The organism is Streptomyces lushanensis, from assembly GCF_001700515.1.
GTDB lineage: Bacteria > Actinomycetota > Actinomycetes > Streptomycetales > Streptomycetaceae > Streptomyces > Streptomyces lushanensis.
Genome location: NZ_MAUD01000158.1, coordinates 1 through 21,546, shown reverse-complemented (window position 1 = coordinate 21,546; position 21,546 = coordinate 1). Strand labels below are relative to the sequence as shown.

General features: G+C 68.1%; 17 protein-coding genes. 5 read left to right on the top strand and 12 right to left on the bottom strand.

Annotated elements, in window-relative coordinates; genetic code table 11:
• Positions 1–41: 41 nt before the first annotated feature.
• The 5 genes from BFF77_RS14720 to BFF77_RS14700 all read right to left on the bottom strand — a co-directional run bounded on the left by BFF77_RS14720 (position 42) and on the right by BFF77_RS14700 (position 5,400).
• On the bottom strand, positions 42–2,132 hold the full coding sequence (locus BFF77_RS14720) for a copper resistance CopC/CopD family protein (RefSeq protein ID WP_066948979.1): 2,091 nt from the start codon (positions 2,130–2,132) through the stop codon (positions 42–44).
• Positions 2,133–2,146: 14 nt separating this feature from the next.
• Complete coding sequence (locus BFF77_RS14715; RefSeq protein ID WP_066949022.1) at positions 2,147–2,575, bottom strand: copper chaperone PCu(A)C; 429 nt, start codon at positions 2,573–2,575, stop codon at positions 2,147–2,149.
• A gap of 86 nt (positions 2,576–2,661) precedes the next feature.
• Positions 2,662–3,318, bottom strand: a complete 657-nt coding sequence (locus tag BFF77_RS14710) for an SCO family protein (RefSeq protein WP_066948971.1) — start codon at positions 3,316–3,318, stop codon at positions 2,662–2,664.
• Between the two features lie 171 nt (positions 3,319–3,489).
• The gene (locus tag BFF77_RS14705; RefSeq protein ID WP_066948968.1) at positions 3,490–4,284 is read right to left on the bottom strand and encodes a YcnI family protein; all 795 of its coding nucleotides are present in this window, start codon (positions 4,282–4,284) and stop codon (positions 3,490–3,492) included.
• 204 nt (positions 4,285–4,488) lie between these two features.
• On the bottom strand, positions 4,489–5,400 hold the full coding sequence (locus BFF77_RS14700) for a hypothetical protein (protein WP_066948965.1): 912 nt from the start codon (positions 5,398–5,400) through the stop codon (positions 4,489–4,491).
• 207 nt (positions 5,401–5,607) lie between these two features.
• On the opposite strand from BFF77_RS14700, the gene BFF77_RS14695 reads away from it, so the two are divergent.
• On the top strand, positions 5,608–6,090 hold the full coding sequence (locus BFF77_RS14695) for an ATP-binding protein (protein ID WP_066948962.1): 483 nt from the start codon (positions 5,608–5,610) through the stop codon (positions 6,088–6,090).
• Between the two features lie 147 nt (positions 6,091–6,237).
• Here BFF77_RS14695 and BFF77_RS14690 read toward each other — a convergent pair whose 3' ends face one another.
• Together BFF77_RS14690 and BFF77_RS33290 are read right to left on the bottom strand one after the other, a co-directional pair.
• Positions 6,238–7,722 (bottom strand): aminopeptidase P family protein, encoded by a 1,485-nt coding sequence (locus tag BFF77_RS14690; protein ID WP_066948959.1) that lies wholly within the window; start codon positions 7,720–7,722, stop codon positions 6,238–6,240.
• A 199-nt stretch (positions 7,723–7,921) separates the two neighbouring features.
• On the bottom strand, positions 7,922–9,454 hold the full coding sequence (locus BFF77_RS33290; protein WP_245703448.1) for a PP2C family protein-serine/threonine phosphatase: 1,533 nt from the start codon (positions 9,452–9,454) through the stop codon (positions 7,922–7,924).
• 651 nt (positions 9,455–10,105) lie between these two features.
• On the opposite strand from BFF77_RS33290, the gene BFF77_RS14680 reads away from it, so the two are divergent.
• The gene (locus BFF77_RS14680) at positions 10,106–10,789 is read left to right on the top strand and encodes a bifunctional DNA primase/polymerase (RefSeq protein WP_066949019.1); all 684 of its coding nucleotides are present in this window, start codon (positions 10,106–10,108) and stop codon (positions 10,787–10,789) included.
• Between the two features lie 345 nt (positions 10,790–11,134).
• Entirely contained in the window at positions 11,135–11,800 is a 666-nt protein-coding gene (locus BFF77_RS14675; protein ID WP_107422160.1) for a hypothetical protein, read from the top strand.
• A gap of 482 nt (positions 11,801–12,282) precedes the next feature.
• Here BFF77_RS14675 and BFF77_RS14670 read toward each other — a convergent pair whose 3' ends face one another.
• The 3 genes from BFF77_RS14670 to BFF77_RS14660 all read right to left on the bottom strand — a co-directional run bounded on the left by BFF77_RS14670 (position 12,283) and on the right by BFF77_RS14660 (position 15,292).
• Positions 12,283–13,248 carry a DUF5926 family protein gene (locus BFF77_RS14670; protein WP_066948956.1) on the bottom strand — a complete coding sequence of 322 codons (966 nt, stop codon included), beginning with the start codon at positions 13,246–13,248 and terminating at the stop codon, positions 12,283–12,285.
• Positions 13,249–13,662: 414 nt separating this feature from the next.
• Positions 13,663–14,346 (bottom strand): ATP-binding protein, encoded by a 684-nt coding sequence (locus tag BFF77_RS14665; protein ID WP_107422159.1) that lies wholly within the window; start codon positions 14,344–14,346, stop codon positions 13,663–13,665.
• Between the two features lie 145 nt (positions 14,347–14,491).
• Complete coding sequence (locus tag BFF77_RS14660; RefSeq protein ID WP_066948953.1) at positions 14,492–15,292, bottom strand: glycerophosphodiester phosphodiesterase; 801 nt, start codon at positions 15,290–15,292, stop codon at positions 14,492–14,494.
• 265 nt (positions 15,293–15,557) lie between these two features.
• On the opposite strand from BFF77_RS14660, the gene BFF77_RS14655 reads away from it, so the two are divergent.
• Positions 15,558–17,204: a trypsin-like peptidase domain-containing protein gene (locus BFF77_RS14655; RefSeq protein ID WP_066948950.1), complete on the top strand. Its 1,647-nt coding sequence runs from the start codon at positions 15,558–15,560 to the stop codon at positions 17,202–17,204.
• Positions 17,205–17,372: 168 nt separating this feature from the next.
• On the opposite strand, the gene BFF77_RS35185 is transcribed toward BFF77_RS14655, so the two are convergent.
• The gene (locus tag BFF77_RS35185; RefSeq protein WP_066949010.1) at positions 17,373–18,320 is read right to left on the bottom strand and encodes a hypothetical protein; all 948 of its coding nucleotides are present in this window, start codon (positions 18,318–18,320) and stop codon (positions 17,373–17,375) included.
• A gap of 124 nt (positions 18,321–18,444) precedes the next feature.
• On the bottom strand, positions 18,445–18,888 hold the full coding sequence (locus BFF77_RS14645) for a peptidase inhibitor family I36 protein (protein ID WP_245703446.1): 444 nt from the start codon (positions 18,886–18,888) through the stop codon (positions 18,445–18,447).
• 1,634 nt (positions 18,889–20,522) lie between these two features.
• Between BFF77_RS14645 and BFF77_RS35180 the strand changes: the two genes are divergently transcribed.
• A complete protein-coding gene (locus BFF77_RS35180; RefSeq protein ID WP_141698447.1) occupies positions 20,523–21,266 on the top strand; it encodes a hypothetical protein in 744 nt (247 codons plus the stop codon).
• Positions 21,267–21,546: the final 280 nt, after the last annotated feature.

The window sequence follows — 21,546 nt, the reverse complement described above, 5'->3', positions numbered from 1 at the left end:
TTCCGGTTGTCGTGGTCCTGTCGGGTCTCGCTCACGATGGGTCAGCCGATCTTCACGTTCTTGTCGACGGTCGTCTGGTCGATGTCGGAGGTCCGTACCGTCACCTGGAGCCGCCACTCGCCGGGCATCGGGATCTGTACGCCGTCCGCGCTCCAGTGTCCGGGAGCGAAACGGTCGGGGACGATCGGCAGCGGGCCGATCCGCTCCGCCGTGAGCGTGAAGGCGGCCTTCACCTCGGGCACGTCCAGCGGCTTTCCGTCGGCGCCGTCGACATAGATGTGCATCACATTGGCGCCGGAGCGGCCCGGGTCGAGAGTCAGCCGCACGGTGCCCTTGCCGTTCAGGCCGCCGGTGTCGAAGGGCATACGGACGTTGACGGGACCCGCGTTCGCGGGGGTCTCGGCGACGGCACCACCGGTGCGGCTCGCTTCCAGCTCGGCGGTACGGCCCGGCTCTGTGGACGTCAGAACGGTCGTGACGGCGAGGAGCACCACGGCGACCCCGGCCTCGGCCAGTACGGAACGGCGCAGTCCGGTCCGCGCGGGATCCGCGTCCCGGGCGCGCTTCTGGCGTGCGCTCGCCAGTGCGGCTCTTTGCCGGGCGAGTTGGGTAGCTCTCTGACTGTCATCAACCGCGGCCGTCGCGGTGACGCTGTCGGAACCGGTTCTCCCCCCGGTCTCCGGTTCCGTCTCCACCTCGGCTTCCACCTCGGCTTCCACCTCGGCATCCGCCGCGGTTTCCACCTCGGCCGTCACGCCGGCTTCCGCCTTGGTCCCGGTGGCCGCCTTGATTCCAGTAGCCGCCTCGATATCGGTGTCCGCCTTCGCCGCGGTCCCCAACCGCCCGTCCACCGCTGTCTCTTCCAGCCGTCCCGTCCACCGCCGTGAGAACCAAGCGATCGCGACCAGCACGGCCACGAGTCCGACCTTGACCAACAGGAGCTGTCCGTATGACGTTTCCCAGAGCGCCGACCAGGATCCGACCTGACGCCAGGACTGGTAGAGCCCGGTCGCGGCGAGCACCACGACGCTGAGAAAGGCGGTGCGGGAGAAGCGCCCCACTGCCGCGCTGTCGATGAAGGGCGCCCGGTGGAGAGCGACGAGCAGCGTCGTGAGCCCGCCGAGCCAGACTGCCACGGCCAGCAGATGCAGGACGTCCACCGGCATGGCGAGACCGGTCTGTATTCCGGTCGAGGCGTGCTCGGACAGCGCCCAGGTGGCGGCGATCCCGGCCGCGACGACCGTGCCGCCCAGGGCGAGCCCGAAGGTGAGGTCCTTCCGTTCCTTGCTCTCCTCCTCGTCACGGGGTGACTCCCTCTTGGCGTACGCACCGAAGAGGACGGCGACGAAGAGCGCCGCCGCACCGAGGAGCAGCAGCCGGGAGACGAGCGCCGCTCCGGTCTTGGTGGCCAGGACGTCCTGGAGCCCGTCGAGATCGAAGGCGTCGCCCAGTTCACCGGAGCCGGTGTACGGATTGCGCAGAAGCAGCAGGACGAGCGTCGCGGCGGTGAGGGCGAGCCAGCCCTGGACGACAAGCCGCTGCAGTGGCCGTACGGACGCACCGCGCTGCCAGCAGCCGAGTATGAAGGCGACGCCGCCGACGAGCAGGATGAACCCGGCGTACGAGACATAGCGCGCCGCCCCGTACAGCGTGCCGACCAGTCCGCCGCCGGCCTCCTCGGTGGGCAGGGCGGCGGTGGTCTCGGAGGGCGCTCCGATGGAGAAGGTGAAGGCGCCGGAGACGGGATGGCTGTCCGCGGAGACGGCCTGCCAGGCAACGGTGTAGGTGCCGTCGGGCAGTCCGGGACGCAGGCCGACGCCGTAGCGCACGGTGCCCGTGCCGGTCAGATCGCGGATCTTGCCCGTGTCCGCACGTTTGTTGGTGGGATCCAGTACACGGATGGAGTTGTCGCCCATGGCGATCTGTTCGGAGAAGGTGAGGGTGATGTCCTTGGGAGCGGAGGCGACCACCGCCCCGTCCTCGGGGCTGCTCCCGGTCAGCGCGGCATGCGCCGACGCCGTGCCGGAGAGCGCGGTGAAGACGGTGCCGAGCAGCACCGTGGTGACGAGCAGCAGGCGCGTCAGGAGTGCTTGCCCGGGTGCTTGCCCGGGGCGCGGGGCGATGGCTGTCATGGCGTCTCAGTCCCTCATTGCTGGGCCGGGTTGTAGGTGGTCTCCTTCACGGGAAGTTCGACCGCGATGGGGTCGCCCTTCTCGAAGTGCAGTTCGATGTTGACGTTCTCCCCCTGCTGGGGGCGGCGCTTGATGTCCATGAACATGATGTGGCTGCCGCCGCGTTCGAGATCCAACTCGCCGCCAGGCGGGATGTCGAAGGACGTCACCTCCATCATTTTCTGCTTCTCGGTCCTGTGGATGGTGATGTCGTCGGAGAGGTCGCCGGTGACGGAGGTGAGCTTGTCGGCGCCACCGCCCCTGTTGGTGATGACGAGAAAGCCGGCCGCGAGGTCGCTGACGGGCTGGGGCATATAGGCGCCGCTGACGGAGAGTTCGGGCTGTCCGGACGAGCCGCCGCCGGAGGAGCAGCCGGCCAGTGCCAGCGTGGCCGTGAGACCGATGGCGACGGCGAGTCCGCGTCCGAGTCGGGGTGCGGGTGAGGGTCCGTGTGCGCGTGCGCGTGTGCGTGTGCGCGGAGTGTGGGGGGTCACGGGGTCTCGCCCTTGATGATCTTCGGCAGATCCTTGGCGTAGTCGTCCGCGGAGGTGTCCTCGCCGTAGAGGACATAGCCGGCGTCGGTCTTCGGCGAGAAGGCGATGACCTGCGCGCCGTGCATGGAGACCACGCTGCCGTCCTTCTCCTTCGTCGCCGGGTCGATACCGATGCCCAGTTGACGGGCGCCCGCCTGGATCGTGGGGAAGTCACCGGTGAGTCCGACGAAGGACGGATCGCCCGCGCTCGGCAGCCACTTGGCGAGTTCGGCGGAGGTGTCACGCTCGGGATCGGTGGTGACGAAGACGACCTGGAGCTTGTCCTGGTCGGCCTTGGGGAGCGACTTCCTGGCGATGGCGATGTTGCTCATCGTCAGCGGGCAGACGTCCGGGCAGTTGGTGTAGCCGAAGTAGATCAACGTCGGCCTGCCCTTGGTCCGCTCGCGGAAGTCGTAGTCCTTGCCCCGGGTGTCCTTGAGGACGAGGTCCGGCTTCTCGAAGGGCTGGTCGAGCACCGTCGCCGCCTTGGTCTTCTCCTGGACGGAGACATCGGCGAGCGGCTTCGCGGAGTCGTCGCCGCTGCCGCAGGCGGTCAGGGCGAGCGCCGCGGCCACCGCGAGGGCGGCGGCCGAGGTCAGGGTTTTCTTGCGCATGAAGGGAGTTCCTGCTCGTGGAGTACGGGCACCGGGTGCGCGGGGCCGGGGAGTTCCGGCCTCGCGCGCCTCCGACGCCTCGGATACGTGGAGCCTGACGCGTCAGCCGTGGGGCAACGCTGCCCCGGGCAGCGGCTGGGACACGGGGTCAGGCCTCGGACGGGCGGTGTGTCAGGCCGTACGACGTCGGCCGGCCAGAACACCGAAGGCCACGCCGGCGACACCGACGACGATGCCCACGATGCCCAGAACGCGGGCGGTGGTGTCGCCGCTGTCGGCGGAGGCCGTCTCGGTCTTCGCGACGTCGGACGGGTGTGCGGTCTCCGTGTCGTCGTGGTCCGAGGCCGTCTCGGCTGCGGGCTTGTCCGCCGTACCGCCGTGCTCGTCGCCCGTGGCCGCGGTGAGCTTCAGGACCGGCGCGGGGCTCTCGGGCTCCGCCGCGCCTTCCTTGGGCTCCTCGATCCAGCGGACGACTTCCTTGTTGTCGTACGTCTGGATGGCCTTGAACACCAGCTCGTCGGCGTCCTCGGGGAGCTGACCGACGGAGAGGGGGAACTGCTGGAACTGACCGGGGCCGATCTTGCCGCCGTCCGCGGTCCAGGTGACCTTGGAGACCGCCTCGGTGATCGTGTTGCCGTGCAGCTCCAGCGGCTTGGCGAGCTTGCTCTTGGTGACGTCGATCTTCCAGCCGGGCACGGGCTGCGGCATCACGGACGCCAGCGGGTGGTCGGCGGGGAAGCTCACCTCGAGCTTGGTGGTGGAGGCGTTGTCGCGCTCGTTGGGGACCTTGAAGTTGATCGTGGCATAGCTGCCCTTGGCGGCCGGTCCCTGCGGCTGGACGCTGACATGCGCGGAGGCGGGGCCCGCCAGCAGCAGAAGAGCGGTCGCGGCGATGCCGCCGGCGACGGAGAGACGGGTGAGGTTCTTGGCCGCGGATCCGGAGGAGGCGGAGAACGTTGTGAACACGGGACACTCCACGGTGTGGGGAGAAGAGGTGATCGGGCGGAGGAGCCGTGGCGCGGACGCGCGACGGCGGTGCGACATCACTCCCGTCCAGCACGGCCGTAGCGGCATCGGCACGTCAGCGCACGACCACGCGCGAACGAAACGAGTGGATGCGCGGACGTGATGGGCGTGCCGAGGGCGTGAGGAAGCGGGAGACGCGTCGCGTCAGGCTGCGAGCGCGAGGGCCGCGGGAGGGCCGCGCCTGATCACCGTGTGCTGGAGTGCCTCCCCGGCAGGCACCGGAAGAGTGGCGTACGGGACACGCGGAGCGCGTGCCTCCGGAGCGTGCGCGCCGGTCAGACCGGCGCGCAGGGCCCGTACGAGCGCGAGGGCCGCACGCAGGGCGCGCAGCGTCGTACTCTCCGCCACCTCGCTGATCCCGTGCGTCGAGAGCTGAGCGAGCCGCAGCAGAGCGAGATCTCCGCGGCGCAGCACCCAGCCCATCGCGAGGGCGGCCAGGAGATGCCCGAGCACCATCGGCAGGGAGGGCAGCAGCCCGTCGACGGAGGTCTGTACGGAGTGTCCGGCCGCCGAACCGGAGGCCGAGGACGAGCCCGTGACCCCGATCGCGGTCATCAGGTGCTGATGGGCGCCCGTCATCGACGCCATCGCCCCGGAGCCCGTGGCCGCGGCTCCACCCGCACCGGCGGCGGCACCCATGTCCATGCCCGAACCCGCCGGGTTGAGACCCGCGTTGGCCACGATCCGCTGTGCGTCGACCGTGCTCAGCGAGGCCGGGCCCGCTCCGCAGACCAGCTTCGCGGCCAGTCTGATCAACGCGTCGTCGGTCCCCGCCGGCACCGCGAGATGCCGCTGACCGATGCCGAACAGACTGTGCAGAGCGAGCTGTCCGGCCGTCAGGGCCAGCACGATGGACGGTGTCGAACGCGCGCGTCCGGCCAGCGGAGCCGCGACGGCGAAAACCGCCAGGAAGCCGAGGAGCAGGGTCCACCAGGGGACGGGGGCACAGGAGGCCAGCACATGCCCGGTCGCCGACAGCACGACACAGACCGCGGTGAACACCGCGGCCCTCAGCAGCCGCGGAACGGCTCCGGCGCGTACGAGACGAGCAGACATGGCCGGGTCATCATCGCACTGTGCCTCCGGCCGCCGTAGGGCAGGTCCGGAAGGTCGTTCTCCGCCCCATACGCGCCGCCCTATACACCGCCATGCGCCGCGTTCGCGTCCGCCGAATGAGGGTTATCACGTCAACCGCGTGCTTACGACCCCTGATGGGGGGCAATACGTATCGGTATGTCGAGCCGCAGCCAGAAAGGCTGGAGCATGAGCATCTGGTGGTCTCTCCACTTGCGGCGCGAAGCCGCGAGCGTTCCGCTCGCCCGTCATCTTCTGCTCGGTGCCATGGAGACCGCGGGCGTCGATCCCGAGGTCTCCTTCGATCTCTCGGTCGCCCTCAGCGAAGCCTGTGCGAACGCCGTCGAGCACGGCGGTACGGGGGAGGAAGGCGGCGACGGCGGGGACGGACGCACCGCCGGGTCGCCCGGGGCATACCGGGTGACCGCGTATCTCGACGGCGAGCGATGCCGTATCGAAGTGGCCGATTCCGGTCCCGGGTTCTCCGCCCGGCGCGTGGTGCGCCGCCCCCTGCCCCCGCCCGCTCCCACCGCCGAGAGCGGCAGAGGACTGGGCCTGATCGAACAACTCGCCGATCATGTGCATTTCCGCAACAAACCCGGGCACGGTGCGGTGGTCAGCTTCGACAAGATCCTCAAATGGCGGGAGGACGCCCTGCTCAGAGCCATGTGAGCCCGAGCAGCACGCCCTCCGCCAGGTCCGCTTCAGCCGCCGGGTCCGCCGCGGCCGTCAGATCCGCTTCACCCACTGGGTCCGCTTCTCCCACCAGGCCCGCTTCAGCCGACAGGTCCGCTCGGGCGGCCAAGTCCGTTTCGGCGGTCAGGCCTGCTTGAGGCCCGCCATCCAGGCCTCCACCTCGTCGGCCCGGCGCGGCAGCGCCGCCGACAGATTCCGGTTCCCGTCCTCCGTGACGAGGATGTCGTCCTCGATCCGGACACCGATTCCGCGGTACTCCTCGGGCACGGTCAGATCATCGGCCTGGAAGTAGAGTCCCGGCTCGACGGTGAGGCACATTCCCGGCTCCAGTGTCCCGTCCACGTACACCTCCCTGCGCGCGGCAGCACAGTCGTGCACGTCCAGACCGAGCATGTGACCCGTGCCGTGCAGCGTCCAGCGGCGCTGGAGACCCAGCTCCAGGACCTTCTCGACCGGCCCTTCGAGCAGACCCCACTCCACGAGCTTCTCGGCGAGGACACGCTGCGAGGCGTCGTGGAAGTCGCGGTACTTGGCGCCGGGCTTCACCGCCGCGATACCGGCCTCCTGGGACTCGTACACCGCGTCGTAGATCTTCCGCTGAAGCTCGCTGTAGCGGCCGTTGATCGGCAGCGTGCGTGTGACATCGGCCGTGTACAGGGTGTGGGTCTCCACGCCGGCGTCGAGCAGCAGCAGATCGCCGGAGCGTACGTCACCGTCGTTGCGCACCCAGTGCAGGGTGGTGGCATGCGGTCCCGCCGCGCAGATCGAGCCGTAACCGATGTCGTTGCCCTCGACGCGGGCCCGCAGGAAGAACGTTCCCTCGATGTAGCGCTCGCTGGTCGCCTCCGCCTTGTCGAGGATCTTCACGACGTCCTCGAAGCCGCGCACGGTGGAGTCGACGGCCTTCTGAAGCTCGCCGATCTCGAAGTCGTCCTTCACGGCGCGCGCCTCGGAGAGATGGACGCGCAGCTCCTCGTCGCGCTCCGCGGTCACCTTGTCGGTCAGCGCGGCCTCGATGGAGGCGTCGTGCCCGCGGACGTTACGGACCGGGCCCGTCGCCTCCCTGAGGACGGCGGCGACCGTGCGTACGTCCTTGGCCGGGATGCCCAGCAGTCGCTCGGCCTCGGCGAGGGAGTGCCGGCGGCCGACCCACAGCTCACCCTGGCCGTCGAGCCAGAACTCGCCGTTCTCCCGGTTGGAGCGCGGCAGCAGATAGACGGTCGCGTCGTGCCCGCCGTCCTTCGGCTCCAGTACGAGTACGCCGTCGTGGGTCTGGTCCCCGGTGAGGTACGCGTACTCGGTGGAGGCGCGGAAGGCGTACTCGGTGTCGTTGGACCTGGTCCTGAGGTTGCCCGCGGGGATCACCAGCCGCTCGCCGGGGAAACGCGCGGAGAGCGCGGCGCGGCGCGCGGCGGTGTGGGACGCCTGCGCGATCGGCTCCAGGCCGTGCAGTTCGGTGTCGGCCCAGCCGGACTTCATGATGTCTGCGAGCTCTTCGGACACGCCCGGGTTCAAACCGTTCTTCCTCGTCTTGATCGGCTCTTCTTCGGTCTCCGGGGTCTCCGGTTCCGGGGTTCGCGGGGTCTCCTGGGTGAGCTCGTCAGCCACGTCTTCTCCTCATAAGGTCATGAATCCAGAACATCCTTCCCATCGTATGTGTGAGGGGAAGACCGCCCGTTGTCCCTGTGCGGTATCCATCGGCCGCCGGAAAGGACCGGAATCGGCACCGGAAAGAGCCGGGAAGAGCCGGAAAGAACCGGAAGGATCCGGAGGAGACCGGGGTGGGACCGGACAAGGCCGGGCGGAATCAGTCGAACCGGGCGGCGAGCAGCACCACGTCCTCGGTGCCGCCGGGATTCCGCGCGCCCTGGGCGTTTCTGGCGTCCGGCCCGCCCGGCAGCACGGTCCGCAGCACATGGTCGGCGACCGCTCCCGGATCGTCCCTGGCGGACGGCGGGACGCTCGCCGCCGCCCCGTGCAGCCGCGCGTAGGCCCGGTCCATGGGGTCGCCGGTGCGCCGCAGCAGTCCGTCCGTATAGAGCAGCACCGTTTCGCCGGGCGCGGGCCACAGCTCCACGCTGGGCGCCTCCCAGCAGGCGAGCATCCCGAGCGGCGCGGAAAGGGACGTCTCGACGAACTCGGTGCGCCGGTCCCCGACGATCAGCGGCGGCGCGTGACCGGCTCCGGCCAGCAGGATCCTGCCCTGGGCCGGTTCGGCGTACGCGAAGAGGGCGGTGGCCGTACGCGCGGGCTCGGTCAGCCGCAGCAGCAGCTCCAGATCGGAGAGTACGGCGACCGGATCCTCGCCCTCCATCACGGCGTACGCGCGCAGCGAGGCGCGCAGCCGACCCATCGCGGCCACCGCGCCGGGCCCGGAGCCGCCGACCGAGCCGACGGACAGGCTCACGGCGCCCTCGGGCAGCGGGAGCGCGTCGTACCAGTCACCGCCGCCGTACGGCCCTGTGCGGTGGCGCGCGGCGAGCTGGATGCCGGGGATCCGGGGGAGCCGGCTGGGGAGCAGATCCTCGGCGATGGTGGCCGCGCGGGTGCGGGCCCGCTCCAGCTCCAGCAGCCGGGAGAGATGCTGGCTCGCGTACCGCGTGTAGAGACCGACGAGATGGCGCTGGCGTTCCACCGGTTCGGCGGGTTCGTCGTACAACCAGACGGCGGCCCCGAGCCGCCCGGACACGGGGCTGGACACCGTGCCGACGCCGGACACCGTGCCGGGCGCGGGACCGGACGCGCCGCCGCCCGACACGAGGCCGGACGACAGACCCGACGCGAGCCCCGGCGCGGGGCCGGACGAGGTACCCGTCGGGGCTCCCGTACCGGCGACCAGTGGTACCGCGTAGCTGGCGCCGTAGCCGAGCCGTACCGCGACCTCACGGAGGCGCGGGTCCGCCTCCGTGTCCCGCAGGAGATCGGGAGAGGCCAGCGGCTCGGTCCGCGCGGCAGGACCGTCCAGGAGCCCGCCGCACGGGGAGGCTCGGCGCGGCACGGTCTCCAGATGGCCGAGATCCGCGCGGGTGAGCCCGAGTCCAAGAGTGGTGCCGGGGCCCAGACCGTCGGCCGGTTCGAGTACGACCAGTCCTCGGCGCGCGCCGAGGAGGGCGGCGCCGGCGCGCAGCAGCTCCTTGAGCGCGCCCTCCAGTGAGCCGGTTCCGGCCAGGCGTTCGGTCAGTTCGTGCAGGGTGGTCAGATCGGAGACCCAGCCGGCCAGCCGGTCCCGGATCAGCGCTCCGGGCGCGGCGGGAAGGTCGTCCAGGGGCGGGCCAGTGTGCGCGGGGGCCGGAACTGTGGAATCGATTCCAGCCACTTTCGGCATGTTCGGGGCGCTCATGGCAGTCGGCTTTCCGACGGGTGCGTTTCACTCAATAGCATCGCAAACCCCTAGGTCATTCAGCGCGGCTACCCATGTATCCACATGTACACGTACAACTGAGGCAATGTCCAGCATTGTCCGGGCGGAACGACCGGTGTCCTGAGACGTTCAAGTTGGCAAAAAAATTACCCCCCTGACCAGGTTTTGCGATCGACTGAGGGCGCTCAACAGGGGGTCCTTCAGGGATGAGTTCGAGTTCGGCCCGGTTGGAGCGTCATTCCGGACGTGATGGGTACGTAAACGGTGACGGACAGGGGCAGTTGGGACCGCCCCGGAACCTGGCGGCAGGACCGGGCGTCTTAACCGCCGTAGGTCACACCTCATCCCCCGGAGTGGCGAGAAAAGCACAGCGGGACAGAGCGGGACAGTAAGCGCCATGCGCACGCCACCCCTCGCCACATGCTCAACGAAGACGGTCCGTGCCCGGCCCAGGAATGGCGTGATGCGCCCGAGGGCGGGGTGGGGCCGTCCGTGCCTCAGGTACGGGGCGGCCATGCGTCGAAAGTGCGCGCGGTGACTACGCACAGTGATACGCACGGTGAAGTGATGCACACACATGGTGTCAGTGTCATGTGGACCTCGGCGTTCAACGGAAAGGAACGAGCGCTCATGCGCGAGATCCTCGGAAGGCGACGCAGGCTCCGGCTCCGGCGCAAGGGGGAGCCTGCCCAACTCGACGCGGCGCTCGTCTGCGCCACCGCGTGGAGATGGCCCGTGCTCCCGGGCGCCGGTCTCACGGTGGCCGGCGGACGCGGGACACGCGGACTTGGCTGCGCCTGCCCCGACCCCGAGTGCGCCGTACCCGGCGCGCACCCCTTCGATCCCGGTCTGCTCGCGGCGACCACCGACGAGCGCATGGTGCGCTGGTGGTGGCAGAACCGGCCCACGGCCCCGATCGTGCTGGCCACCGGCGACAGCGCGCCCTGTGCGGTGAGCCTGCCTGCCGTGGCGGGCGCTCGGGCGCTGGTGGAGCTGGACAGGATGGACATCAGGCTCGGACCGGTCGTCGCGACGCCCACGCGCTGGTCGCTGCTGGTCGCTCCGTACACCCTCGAACAGCTCGGTGAGCTGCTGTACGCCAAGGACTGGGTGCCCAGTTCGCTGCGGTTCCACGGCGAGGGCGGCTATCTGGTGCTGCCGCCCTCCGAGGCGGCGGGCGGACAGGTCCGCTGGGAGCGGGCGCCTCTGGCGGGCTCGGCGGCGCCCTGGCTGCCGGATGTCGAGGCGGTCGTGGACGCGCTTGTCGAGGCGAGCACGAGCGCGCCGGACGGCGGCAGCAGACTCGCGTACTGACGGCGGTCGACGCGTCCCTCGCACGTACGGGGGCGCGTCCCGCCCCTGCCCCGTGCCCTGGGACGCGTCGCGCCGGGTTCCCGCGGAGCCGCCGACGGCATCCCTGTCCGCGTCCGCGACTGCGCCTGAGTGTTTGCACCTGTGTCTGTGTGCTTGCGCCTCTGCTTGTGTGCCTGCGCCTCTGCCAGTGCGGTGCGCCTGTGTCCGGATGCGCTGTCACCCGTACGGGTGCGAGCCGTGACGAGTTGTCCGGGAATTGGGCGCGCGGCGCCTCTGAGCGGCGCGTTCCGTCGATATCTTCGGCCCACCGTCAGCAATTCCCCGGCACTGGCAGGTGGGTCCAGCATGAATCTCCGCATGACCGGGCTCACGGCCATTGTCGTGTTCACCGCACTTCTGCCGCTGGCCGCCACCACGGGCCCCATGGGCACCGTCCGCCCGGCCGATTCCGCCCGCCCCGTCGTCGGCCGGGCGGAACCGCTCGCGGACGCCAAGGTGGGAGCCGGCCTCCCGACTGTGTCCGGAACCGACGGGCCCGCCGCTGAGGACTCCGCGACGGACGGGACGCCGGTGGCGGGCGATACGGCTGGTGGCACGGCAGGCGCCGCCACGGGCGACACGGCCGGCGGGGACGCGGTGATGCGTGCCGACGAGCGATGTGGGCCTGAAGTCGCCTCTCCCGAAGGGATCGAGGCGCGGACATGTGTACTGACCGAGGGCGGCGACACCTGGGCCCGTACCGCGTACCGCAACACGTCGGGCGGTGAACTGCGTGCCGTACTCACCCTCATGGGCCCGCGCGGACGCACCGTACTGACACACTGCGTGGCCGGGGTCACGGATGAGCCCGCGACCTGTCAGACGCCTCGCGAACCGTCCCGGGGAACTCGCGAGCAATACACGGCGGTCGTGGAGTTCGCGGCCATGCCGACGCCGTCCAGCGGTGACGACGGCGAGGTGAGCGGACCGGGGACCGGACCTCTTCTGCTGAGGTCAGGGAGCAACTCGTAGGCCACGGTGGGCCGTTGACATACCGGCCGGGTCCGGGAACGCGGACGCCCGATCGCTGGCGACGGGGGATGCACCAGCGACCGGGCTTCTAGAACGGTAACAAGAGATCGGCAGTTAGCAAATTCGATCCGGTGTATTCGGACAATGAATTACCAGCCAGTACGGGAAGTTGTGACAGGTGGTGTGACTGGTGTCACCACCGGGGCCGTCCGGCCGATCTTCGCGGGCCGGGAACGCCGGGGTGACACCAGCCGCTGCCGCCACGGGCCGTACCTGGCCGCGTTGTCGGAGTCGTCCGAACGCTTCCGGTCCATCGACCGGAAGACACTGTCGGTGAACCGGTGGCGATCCGACGGTGATCGGGTGGTGGTACGGCGGGGGGCACGGCGACCCGTCGACGCCCCGTCGGCGACCCTCCCCAGCGGTCCGGGAGCGGTTCGGGAGCCCGCCGACGGCGCCCCTCGGCCCTACGACATGCCTGGTCAGCTCAGCGTCACCTGGCGGTTGGTGAGCCCGCCGCGCGCCCGGCGCTCGTCGCCCGTCAGCGGGGTGTCGACGGCCAGCGCCGCCGCCAGCCGCTCGGCGAACTCCGCCGCCGGCTTCTCGCACTCCTCCGCGCCCATCGCGCTCGGCAGGTCCCACACCGGCACCGTCAGCCCGTGCGCCCGGAAGGAGCCGACCAGCCTCGTTCCCTCACCGAGGGTCGACGTGCCCGCGACATGCAGCCGGGCGAGCGCGTCCAGCAACTGCTCCTCGGGATAAGGCATGACCCAGCGGAGGTGGTTCTTCTCCGGCGTCTCGCACCAGTACGCGGCGTCCGCGACGGAGAGCCGTACGGTCGGGATCGCGGCGGCGTTGGCGCGCTCCAGGGAGGCGTTCACCTCGGCCGAGGCGTTCTCCGCGTCCGGGACCCAGAACTCGAACCCGGTGTGCACGGCAGGCGTGAAATCCGCCTCGGGGTCGAGCAGATCCTGAAGCCGAGGACCGTCGGCCGGCACCCGCTGCGCGGCCACGGGATTGCCGGGCTCCGCCGTCAGCGCACGCCGGAGCGTGTCGGCGAGATCGCGGCTCAGATCGCCGGACGAGGTGTCGTTCTGGAGAGCGAGCAGTACGGAACCGTCGTCCCGGCGCAGCGCCGGCCAGGCCATCGGCAGTACGGTCGCGAGCGTCACGGACGGCACGCCCTCGGGCAGCCCGTCCTTGAGGGTCAGTTCGGCGGTCGCGGCGGGCACGAGCTCGCGCAGCGCGACCCAGTCGCACTCACCGGCCAGGCCCTCGAAGGGACGCTGGACCAGCTCGGTCACGGCGTGCGCGGCGGCCCGGCCGTGGCAGGCCTTGTAGCGACGGCCCGAACCGCACGGGCAGGGCTCGCGGGCTCCCACCACCGGAATCGGTCCGTCCTTGAGCTGCGCCTTGGCGGCCTTCGTCTGGGGGCGCTTCTTGGCCATGGTGTGGCTTCTCCCGTAGCGGCGGTGCGATGTCGGCGCGAGCCTAGCCGTACGGACGGACAGCGCGGGGGGCGCGACGCGGCGCGCGAAGAACCGGCCCGCCGCCCGGCGGGCCTCCGCCCGGTCCTCGGCTCCGCGCGGTTTTCGGCTCGGACCGGTTTTCAGCCCCGGCCGTCTTCGGCTCGGACCGGTTCTCGGCTCCGCGCGGTCCTCGGCTCGGACCGGCCCTCGGTTCACGTCGTCCGTCATGCTCACACCGCGGGCGGCCCGGGACATGGGGTGCTCCGAGGGCGCGAGCTGCCCCGGCACTGGAGAGCCCGTACCGTCATGTCCCCGGAGAGCCCCTACCGTCAGGCCGGCGCCGACCCCATCAGGTCATGGCCCGCCGTTCCGCGGGCTCAGGCGGCCCGCACATCAGCTCGCCTCGTCGAAGGGATCCGCGAAGGCGAGCCCGTCCAAGCCGTCCAGCCCCTCGAGCTCGTCCAGCTCATCCAACTCCAGCTCGTCCGTGTCCGGGCCTGTGACGCGCGTAGCGAGATCATTGCGCCGGTGCACGGCGGCGACTATCACCCACACGGTGACCTCGCCGGACGCGCTGTCCCGCACGCCCCATTCCTGGGCGAGCGCCGAGATGATGTTGAGCCCGCGGCCACCACGGGCCGTGACCGAGGGCGTCGCGGGAATCGGTCGCGTCGGGCCGCCACCGTCCGTCACCTCGACGATCAGCCGTCCGGCCTTGTCGACGCGCCACTCGGCACGGATGTCGCCGTCGCCGATCTGCTCGTGTCCCAGTGGTCTGCCATGCCGACATGCGTTGCTGACCAGTTCGGAAAGGATCAATACGGCATCGTCGACCACCGCTGCCGACACCCCGCTGCGGCTCAACTGCTCCCGCATCCGGTGTCGCGCTTCTCCCACGCCCGCAGGGCCATGGGGAACAACGGCCATGCACGACGACGTGGGCACTTCTTGTGCCACCACAAACGCCACCCCCGAGACCTCCTTTGCCCCACGCCACGATGTGGATGCCCCATTGGCCTGGACCGGAAACCGGCCAGGCGAGAGCCTTTGACGCACTCGTAACCCTCGAATACGCATCGAACGCGCCGGTGCACTCCCCGTACTCTTCGGCCGCACTGCCCGTCACCATTCGGTGCGTTCATATCGGGCGGATTTATCGGTCAATATGTGCGGTGATGCCTATGGCGTGTCGAGGCAGTGCGTACGGCATGTGCACGGCGTGTCAGGAAAGACGGCCGAGCTGGGACAGAACCTGTTTGGGGCGATTGGTGATGATCGCTTCCACGCCGAGGCGCACACAGAGATCGACGTCTTCCGGCTCATTCACCGTCCAGACATGGACACGGTGGCCCGCCTTGTGCAGCCGTGCGATGTAGTCGGGATGGTTGCGGACGATCCGCATCCCGGGACCCGCGATCCGCGCGCCGGCGGGCAGCCGCCCGTCACGCAGCCGCAGCGAGAGGAACTGCATCAGATAGACGGTCGGCAGTGTCGGCGCGGCGTCGGCGATCCGGTGCAGCGAGCGCGCGGAGAAGCTCATGATCCGCACGGCCGACTCGTCCGGTGCCGGATCGTTCAGACCGAAGCGTCCCAGCAGGTGCAGCAGCCGTTCCTCCACCTGTCCGGCCCAGCGGGTCGGATGTTTGGTCTCGATGGCCAGCTCGATGGGGCGGCCCGCGTCCGCGATCAGTTCCAGCAGCCGCTCCAGCGTCAGTACGGAGGTGAATTCGCGGTCCCGCCAGTCCGGGCTCTCCTCGCTGTCCTTCCACGAGCCGAAGTCGAGCGCCGCGAGTTCGGCCAGCTCCAGGGCGGAGACGGCACCGCGTCCGTTGGACGTGCGGTTCACCCGGCGGTCGTGGACACAGACGAGATGTCCGTCGGCGGTGAGCCGTACATCGCACTCCAGTGCGTCGGCGCCGTCCTCGATGGCCTTGGTGTAGGCGGCCAGGGTGTGCTCCGGTGCGTCCTCGGAGGCTCCGCGGTGGGCGACGACCTGGATGCTGTGCTGTCGTGCTTGGGTCACCGCGTCATGGTGTCATCGTGACCGGGTAGGCGGGTGAACGGATGGGGTTCTCCGGCCGGTCGGATCAAGATGCGATCCTTTTGTCCGAAATAAAGGATGGCGGACAGACGCACAGGTCCTGCTTACAGTGGTCTGACGTGCCGTGGGAAAAGCTGACCGCAGATACTTGCGCCGTCACGGAAACCTGCACGACGGAACTGACTCGCGCGGCGGAACTCTGCGGAACTCTTGCCGAAGACTGATGTGGACCCGAGGAGAAAGAGCTGTGAGCACTGAGAACGAGGGCACTGCGGCCCCCGGCGGCCCGTCCGTACCTCCCGTGCCGGATGCCGCTCCCCAGGGCACACCCCCGTCCGGTCCGCCCTCCGGTCCGCGAGAGAGCTGGCAGGAGCCGACGGCGCAGACGGACCCGCGGACAGGCTCGCAGGGGGGCGCGGGGGGCGCGTACGAGGACGGACAGCACAGGGGCGCACAACCGGGCGGGGATGCCCAGCCGGGCGCGGGCGGGTATCCGGGCTCCGGCGCGCAGCCGGGCGCGGGCGCGCAACCGGGGCATCCGGACGGAGCGTCCGGCGGGGCGCAGGGCGGGAACGTGCAGGGCGGTGACCCCGCGGGCGGCCCGAAGGGCGCTTCCGAGACGGGGCACGCGGCGGACGCAGGCTGGCCCCCGCCTCCGCCCGTGATCCCGTCGTACGCCGCTTACGGAGGCGGCGGGGACGGTTCCATGGGCGGTGGCGGCGGTGGCCCGCAGTGGGGTGCCCCGGAGCCCGGCCAGGAGCCCCGGCCGACGCGCAGGCGCCAGGGCGGACTCATCACCGCCGTGCTCGCGGCCGCGCTGATCGCGGGCGGTATCGGCGGCGGAGTCGGCTACTGGGCCTCGGAGCGCAACGACGACGGCGGGGCCGGTTCGACGACGGTCGCCGCGGCGGACGCTCCCAAGGACGTCAAGCGCGAGTCCGGCACGGTCGCGGCGGTGGCCCAGAAGTCGCTGCCGAGCGTGGTCACCATCGAGGCGCAGGGCGGCAACGGCGAGGGCGGCACCGGCACCGGCTTCGTCTACGACAAGCAGGGCCACATCCTCACCAACAACCATGTGGTGGCCTCCGCGGCGAACGGCGGCGACCTGACCGCGACGTTCTCGAACGGCGACAAGTACGACGCCGAGGTCGTCGGCCGCGCCGAGGGCTACGACGTGGCGGTGGTGAAGCTCAAGAAGGCGCCCCCCGGTCTGACCCCGCTCCCGCTCGCCAACTCCGACCAGGTCGCGGTCGGCGACTCGACGATCGCCATCGGCGCTCCCTTCGGTCTCTCCAACACCGTGACCACGGGCATCATCAGCGCCAAGAACCGCCCGGTCGCCTCGGGCGACGGCTCCGGCGCCAGCAACTCGTACATGAGCGCCCTCCAGACCGACGCCTCCATCAACCCCGGCAACTCCGGCGGCCCGCTGTTGGACGCCCGCGGCGCGGTCATCGGTATCAACTCGGCCATCCAGTCGGCGGGCAGCGGCGGCCTGGGCCAGTCCCAGGCGGGCTCCATCGGCCTCGGCTTCGCGATCCCGATCAACCAGGCGAAGAACGTCGCCGAACAGCTCATCGAGACGGGCCAGCCGGTGTACCCGCTGATCGGCGCCACGGTCACGATGACCGAGGGCGGCGAGGGTGCCACCATCTCGCCCCAGGGCGAGGGCGGCGTCCCGGCCGTCACCCCGAACGGCCCGGCTGCCAAGGCCGGCCTCAAGGCGGGTGACGTCATCACCAAGTTCAACGACACCCCGATCGACAGCGGCCCCACCCTGATCGGCCAGATCTGGACCCACAAGCCGGGCGACAAGGTGACCCTCACCTACATCCGCGACGGCAAGGAGTCCAAGGTGCAGGTCACCCTGGGCGAACGCAAGGGCGAGAGCTGACCGACCGGTGACCGCCGACTCCTGAACCTGGGCCCGAGATCCCGGACTCGTCGCAGCTCGCCACCAAAGCTGCACGTGAGGGGGCTGCCGAACACTTCGGCAGCCCCCTCACTCATATGACTGTCTCGCGCGCAGGATCGCGAACGCTCAGCAAGTCGTGATCGGAATTCATTCGGCGCGATTTATGCGGGACGCTGTTGCGAGCTGAGATTCCTTGTTCTTGATCGCCGCATCCAGAGCTGATTTATTCTTCTTGATCAGCGACCTCTGGAGGGAAGTCTCCGCCGTGAACCAGACGTCGACCAGATCCACCTGTCCCTTGCAGCCGACATCGGCTGTGGCCACCTGAATCTCTGCCGGTACGGGCTCCTTGCCCTGAAATCGGTTGTCGGCCATCGCGGCAAAAGGATCGGGATACGAAAATCCTTTGTCCTTCATGCAGCGCGACCAGGAGCGGAAGGCCCTGGTCACGTCAGGGTTTGCCTTGGTGATGTTAAAGCTTTGCCCGTTGAGATCCTGAGCCAAATCACCCGACCCGACGTGACCGGATCCGGCGATTTTTTTGGTCGCTTCCCCCACACAACCATCGGCCGACACCCGCATTCCGTTCACCGAAGGCACATCACTCGAGGCGAGTGCCGGCGTTTCCTTGTCCGTGGCAGACTCAGTTTTTCCCGTCAGTACTGTGTAGGCTTTTCCTGTGGGCGGCGAGGATTGCGTGACGGGATGAGCACGCGGATCACGATCGCCGAGATGATAGCCGTAGCTCCGCGCCATTTGTTCATCGGTCACACCGTATCTGCGGTCCATGAGACTACGAGGCCCCGTGGAGGGGCCAGGTGAACCGAAGTCGTGGGAGACTCCGAAGCGGCGCATGCACTGCTGCACGAGGGTACGTTGAGCCTGCAGAACGGCCTTGATTTCGGAGTCCGAGAAAAGATATTCTTCGACAGGAAGCCTCAGATTGACGCTGGGTCGGAGAGCCGATCCCTTCGGCTGAGCACCGGATGATGGCGGTCCGTCCGGCGCCGCGTGATCCACTGAGCACCCTGTTACGAGCAGCGATGCAACGCTCGCGATGCCAATAAAGGCAACACTTCGCTTATTGGCGAGCATATTTATCATGCCTACTCTGTCGGTGAAAACCCCAGGCCCCGCCCCGGTCACATGAAAAGGCAGGGCCTGGAATTTACTGCACGATTCGCCTGGCTTCCTGATCCTTGTCCGTGCCGATCACGCTCTACCAGAAGAAGTGAAGCGAAGCGTTCTCGTTGTAAGTGTTGACCAGGTTGCGGCTGCTGTTCGGTACCACGTCGTCGTAGACGCCGGAGTAGTTGGAGTTGTAATAGACGCGAGCCGTCTGCGCCGTTATCCCTCCGTGGGAGGCCGACGCGGCGTTGTTCTTCACGTTCTGGCCGAATCCCGCCGATGTCGTGCCGAAGTTGTTGAACTGATATCCGGCAAAGTCGGGTATGTCGCTGCCGCTTGTCATCCACGCGCCCTGCTGGTTGGAGTTGTAGTACAGGCACAGGTAAGGCGCATGGCAATTGTGTGCCGCTTGTGCGGTCGTGGCCGTGAGGCCGATGGAAGCGACGGCCAGGGCTGCGGATACGGCTGCAACGCGTATCTTCTTCATTGCGTTCCCCTTCTCTTTCCGGCTGCGAAGCCGGAATGTGATGGTCACATGAGGAGCCTCTTTACCCTCCGTGGAAGGTGGCCGGACTCATCGAATGACCCGGCGCGACGAAAAAAATCATAACTCGTCCGGTCGGATTGGCAAGGGATTATTTGCATGCCTCCTGACGTGCTAATTCCTGAAGAATGTGCCAGGTTTACCCGCGAGACCCTGAAAGTCTCGTAATTGCGCCTTTTGTCTAATCCTGCCGAAGCATCCTAGAACTGGCTGGTAACAGACTTGCCATTCCGGCCGGACGGCAGTGCGCCTCAACAGCCATCCCAACCCCCGAGGCCGATCCGGCGCACGCTCCGGCATCAATTCGGCTCCGGGATAAAAACAGCGATAACGCTGTGTCAATGACCGATGGATCGATGCGCATTCGGACATGGACGCCGTGAAGCAATTACTTCCCGACCCGCCCGCAGCAAAGATCCGGGCACAGGCCGGCTGAAGACGACGCACACAGAGGCGCGGACAAGGCAGGGGAACGGCGCATGGCTTTGACCGGTACGAGCGCATCACCGAGCGCGCCCTGCTGTCGCCCTCGGCGTGTCGTGGTGGCGGGACTGACGGTGAGATCTGTGGGTCGTGACCATCCTGTCGCCAGTGCCGCACAGCCCGATCCGGCAGCCGGTAGGCTGTACCCGCTCCGTCGCTGGTGGGCGGGGCGTGGGTGGGTTGCCCGAGCGGCCTAAGGGAACGGTCTTGAAATCCGCAGCGGCCCTGAACGCCCCACGGACGACGAACCGTTGAAGTTCACCCACTGCCTATAACCGCAGATGAGGCGGGGCACCGAACGATCCCGGTGCCCCGCCTCTGCACATCCTGTCTCACCCTGCATCGCTGCTGTACCGCCCTGAGCCACCGCGCACGGACCACCCACGGACCAAATCCAACTGCGTGCTCGATGATCAGGTCCCGGCTGAGCTACAACTGCCACTACGGTTTCAAGCCCCACCGCTTGGGCGGGGTGGCGGAGGGGGGAAGTCCCTGGGATCCCCACGAGAGGGCGCTACTTTCGGAGCCCTGGCGGAAACGGCCACCCCTATCGGGGAGGTTCAGGCGGGGCGGCGAAGGAGCTCAGTCGGCAGGGTCGTTCCGCGCATGAGGGAAGCCATCTGCCCAGCAGGGCCTCACCGGTGGCTTCCTTGCCCGGGCCCGACGTCTCTTGCCTTTTCAGGAATCTGGCCGGTTGAGTAATCGGTATGTCCGCTGGCCAACGGACCACGACCCTCAGGTGGGGCCTTGGCCCTGGTATGGCGGCGGTTTTCGGCGGGTGCGGGTTGAGTGTGGTGGGGGCTGTCATCCCGCCTGCCGACGTTCCAGACAGAGCTGAGTAGGCGCGGCCCCTGTCATCCAGGTCGTTCATACAGTGGTGCGTTCCACCTGGACGCCAGAAAGCACGCCGGCCCCACGATGTATGGGACGGCAGTAGATGGGATGACTGGCAGGGGGTGGTGGGTTGAAGTGGGCGGTAAGGGCAGAGGAGTCCGTATCCGGCAGAGCCACGCTGTGGTGCCTGAGCCTTGATGAGCCGGACGGCATGTTGGACTAAGTCTTGGTAGAACAGCCTTGAAACGATCTTTAGGCTCGGTACGGAACCCTTGGATGTCCCGTTGCGATTGGTGCAGAATACGGTCGTGCCTGAGCCACGTGACTTTACAATGAGCCGCCTCCAGTTCCATACGTACAAAGTGGGGCGTTCCCTGCTAGATCGACTCTTCGCTGTGGCTTCGGAGGGGGTCAATCCGGAGCAACTCGAATTCTCGACGACTCGAAGCGGAACAACCTTCACCCGAAAGAGCTTGGAGGAGCTTGTTTCTGCTGTTGCAGCATCGCCAACGCCTGGAGATCCAGAAATCTGGTCTGAACTGGATTTTAGCTACTATGAAATAGAGAGGAGTGTGAGAATAGATTTCAGTACGCTGGGAGTTCGGGTGTCGATTCGAAGCGGAGACGCCACTTGGGTTCATGGTCAGGCTGCACGTATTCGAGCACTCCTTGAGCCTGTTGCAGGGGAGGAGCGTCCGTGGGTCAAGCAAAGTCGCACCGCGAGGCGGATCGGGCTAGTTGCAGGGGGATTGGCATGGGTGGCTGCTTTTTTTGCTTTACGTGAAAATGTGGAGCGGATAGATGGTTGGTTGGCTGCCTCTGCAAGCATCCTGATTGCTTCGGTGGTGTTCGCGGTTATAAATCTGCTCGGCGTGTCAGGAAAGGTGAAATCTAAAGCGCAACTAAATGTCGTTGGAGAGATCGCTGATGGTGGATGGTGGAAGAATCTCGATACCATGGAAAGGGTTGCATTCGGGGCGCTCCTCGTGACTGCCGTTGCGGCGGTTGGCACTTTAGGTTCGGCCTATTCTGATCTTTGGGGTGGTCGATAATTTTGGTTGATTACCAGTAAATGTCCTCAGGCCGATAAGGCTGAAGGGGGTCGTGGCCTCGGGGCAGAAGTTGACGGCAGACCCAGTCGGTGCTGGCAGGTGATCCCAAGACGCTTTCGTAGCAACAGATTTTCGCGCAACATCGAAGTATCGCAACCACAGTAAACAGCCCCGACCGCTGGCATTTGCCGGGACCTTGTAGCGGTTGTTATGGTCGTCATCGGCCGATTTCATTAGCTATGGATATTGGGCTTACGTGCTAGTAATAGGGCCCCGAAGC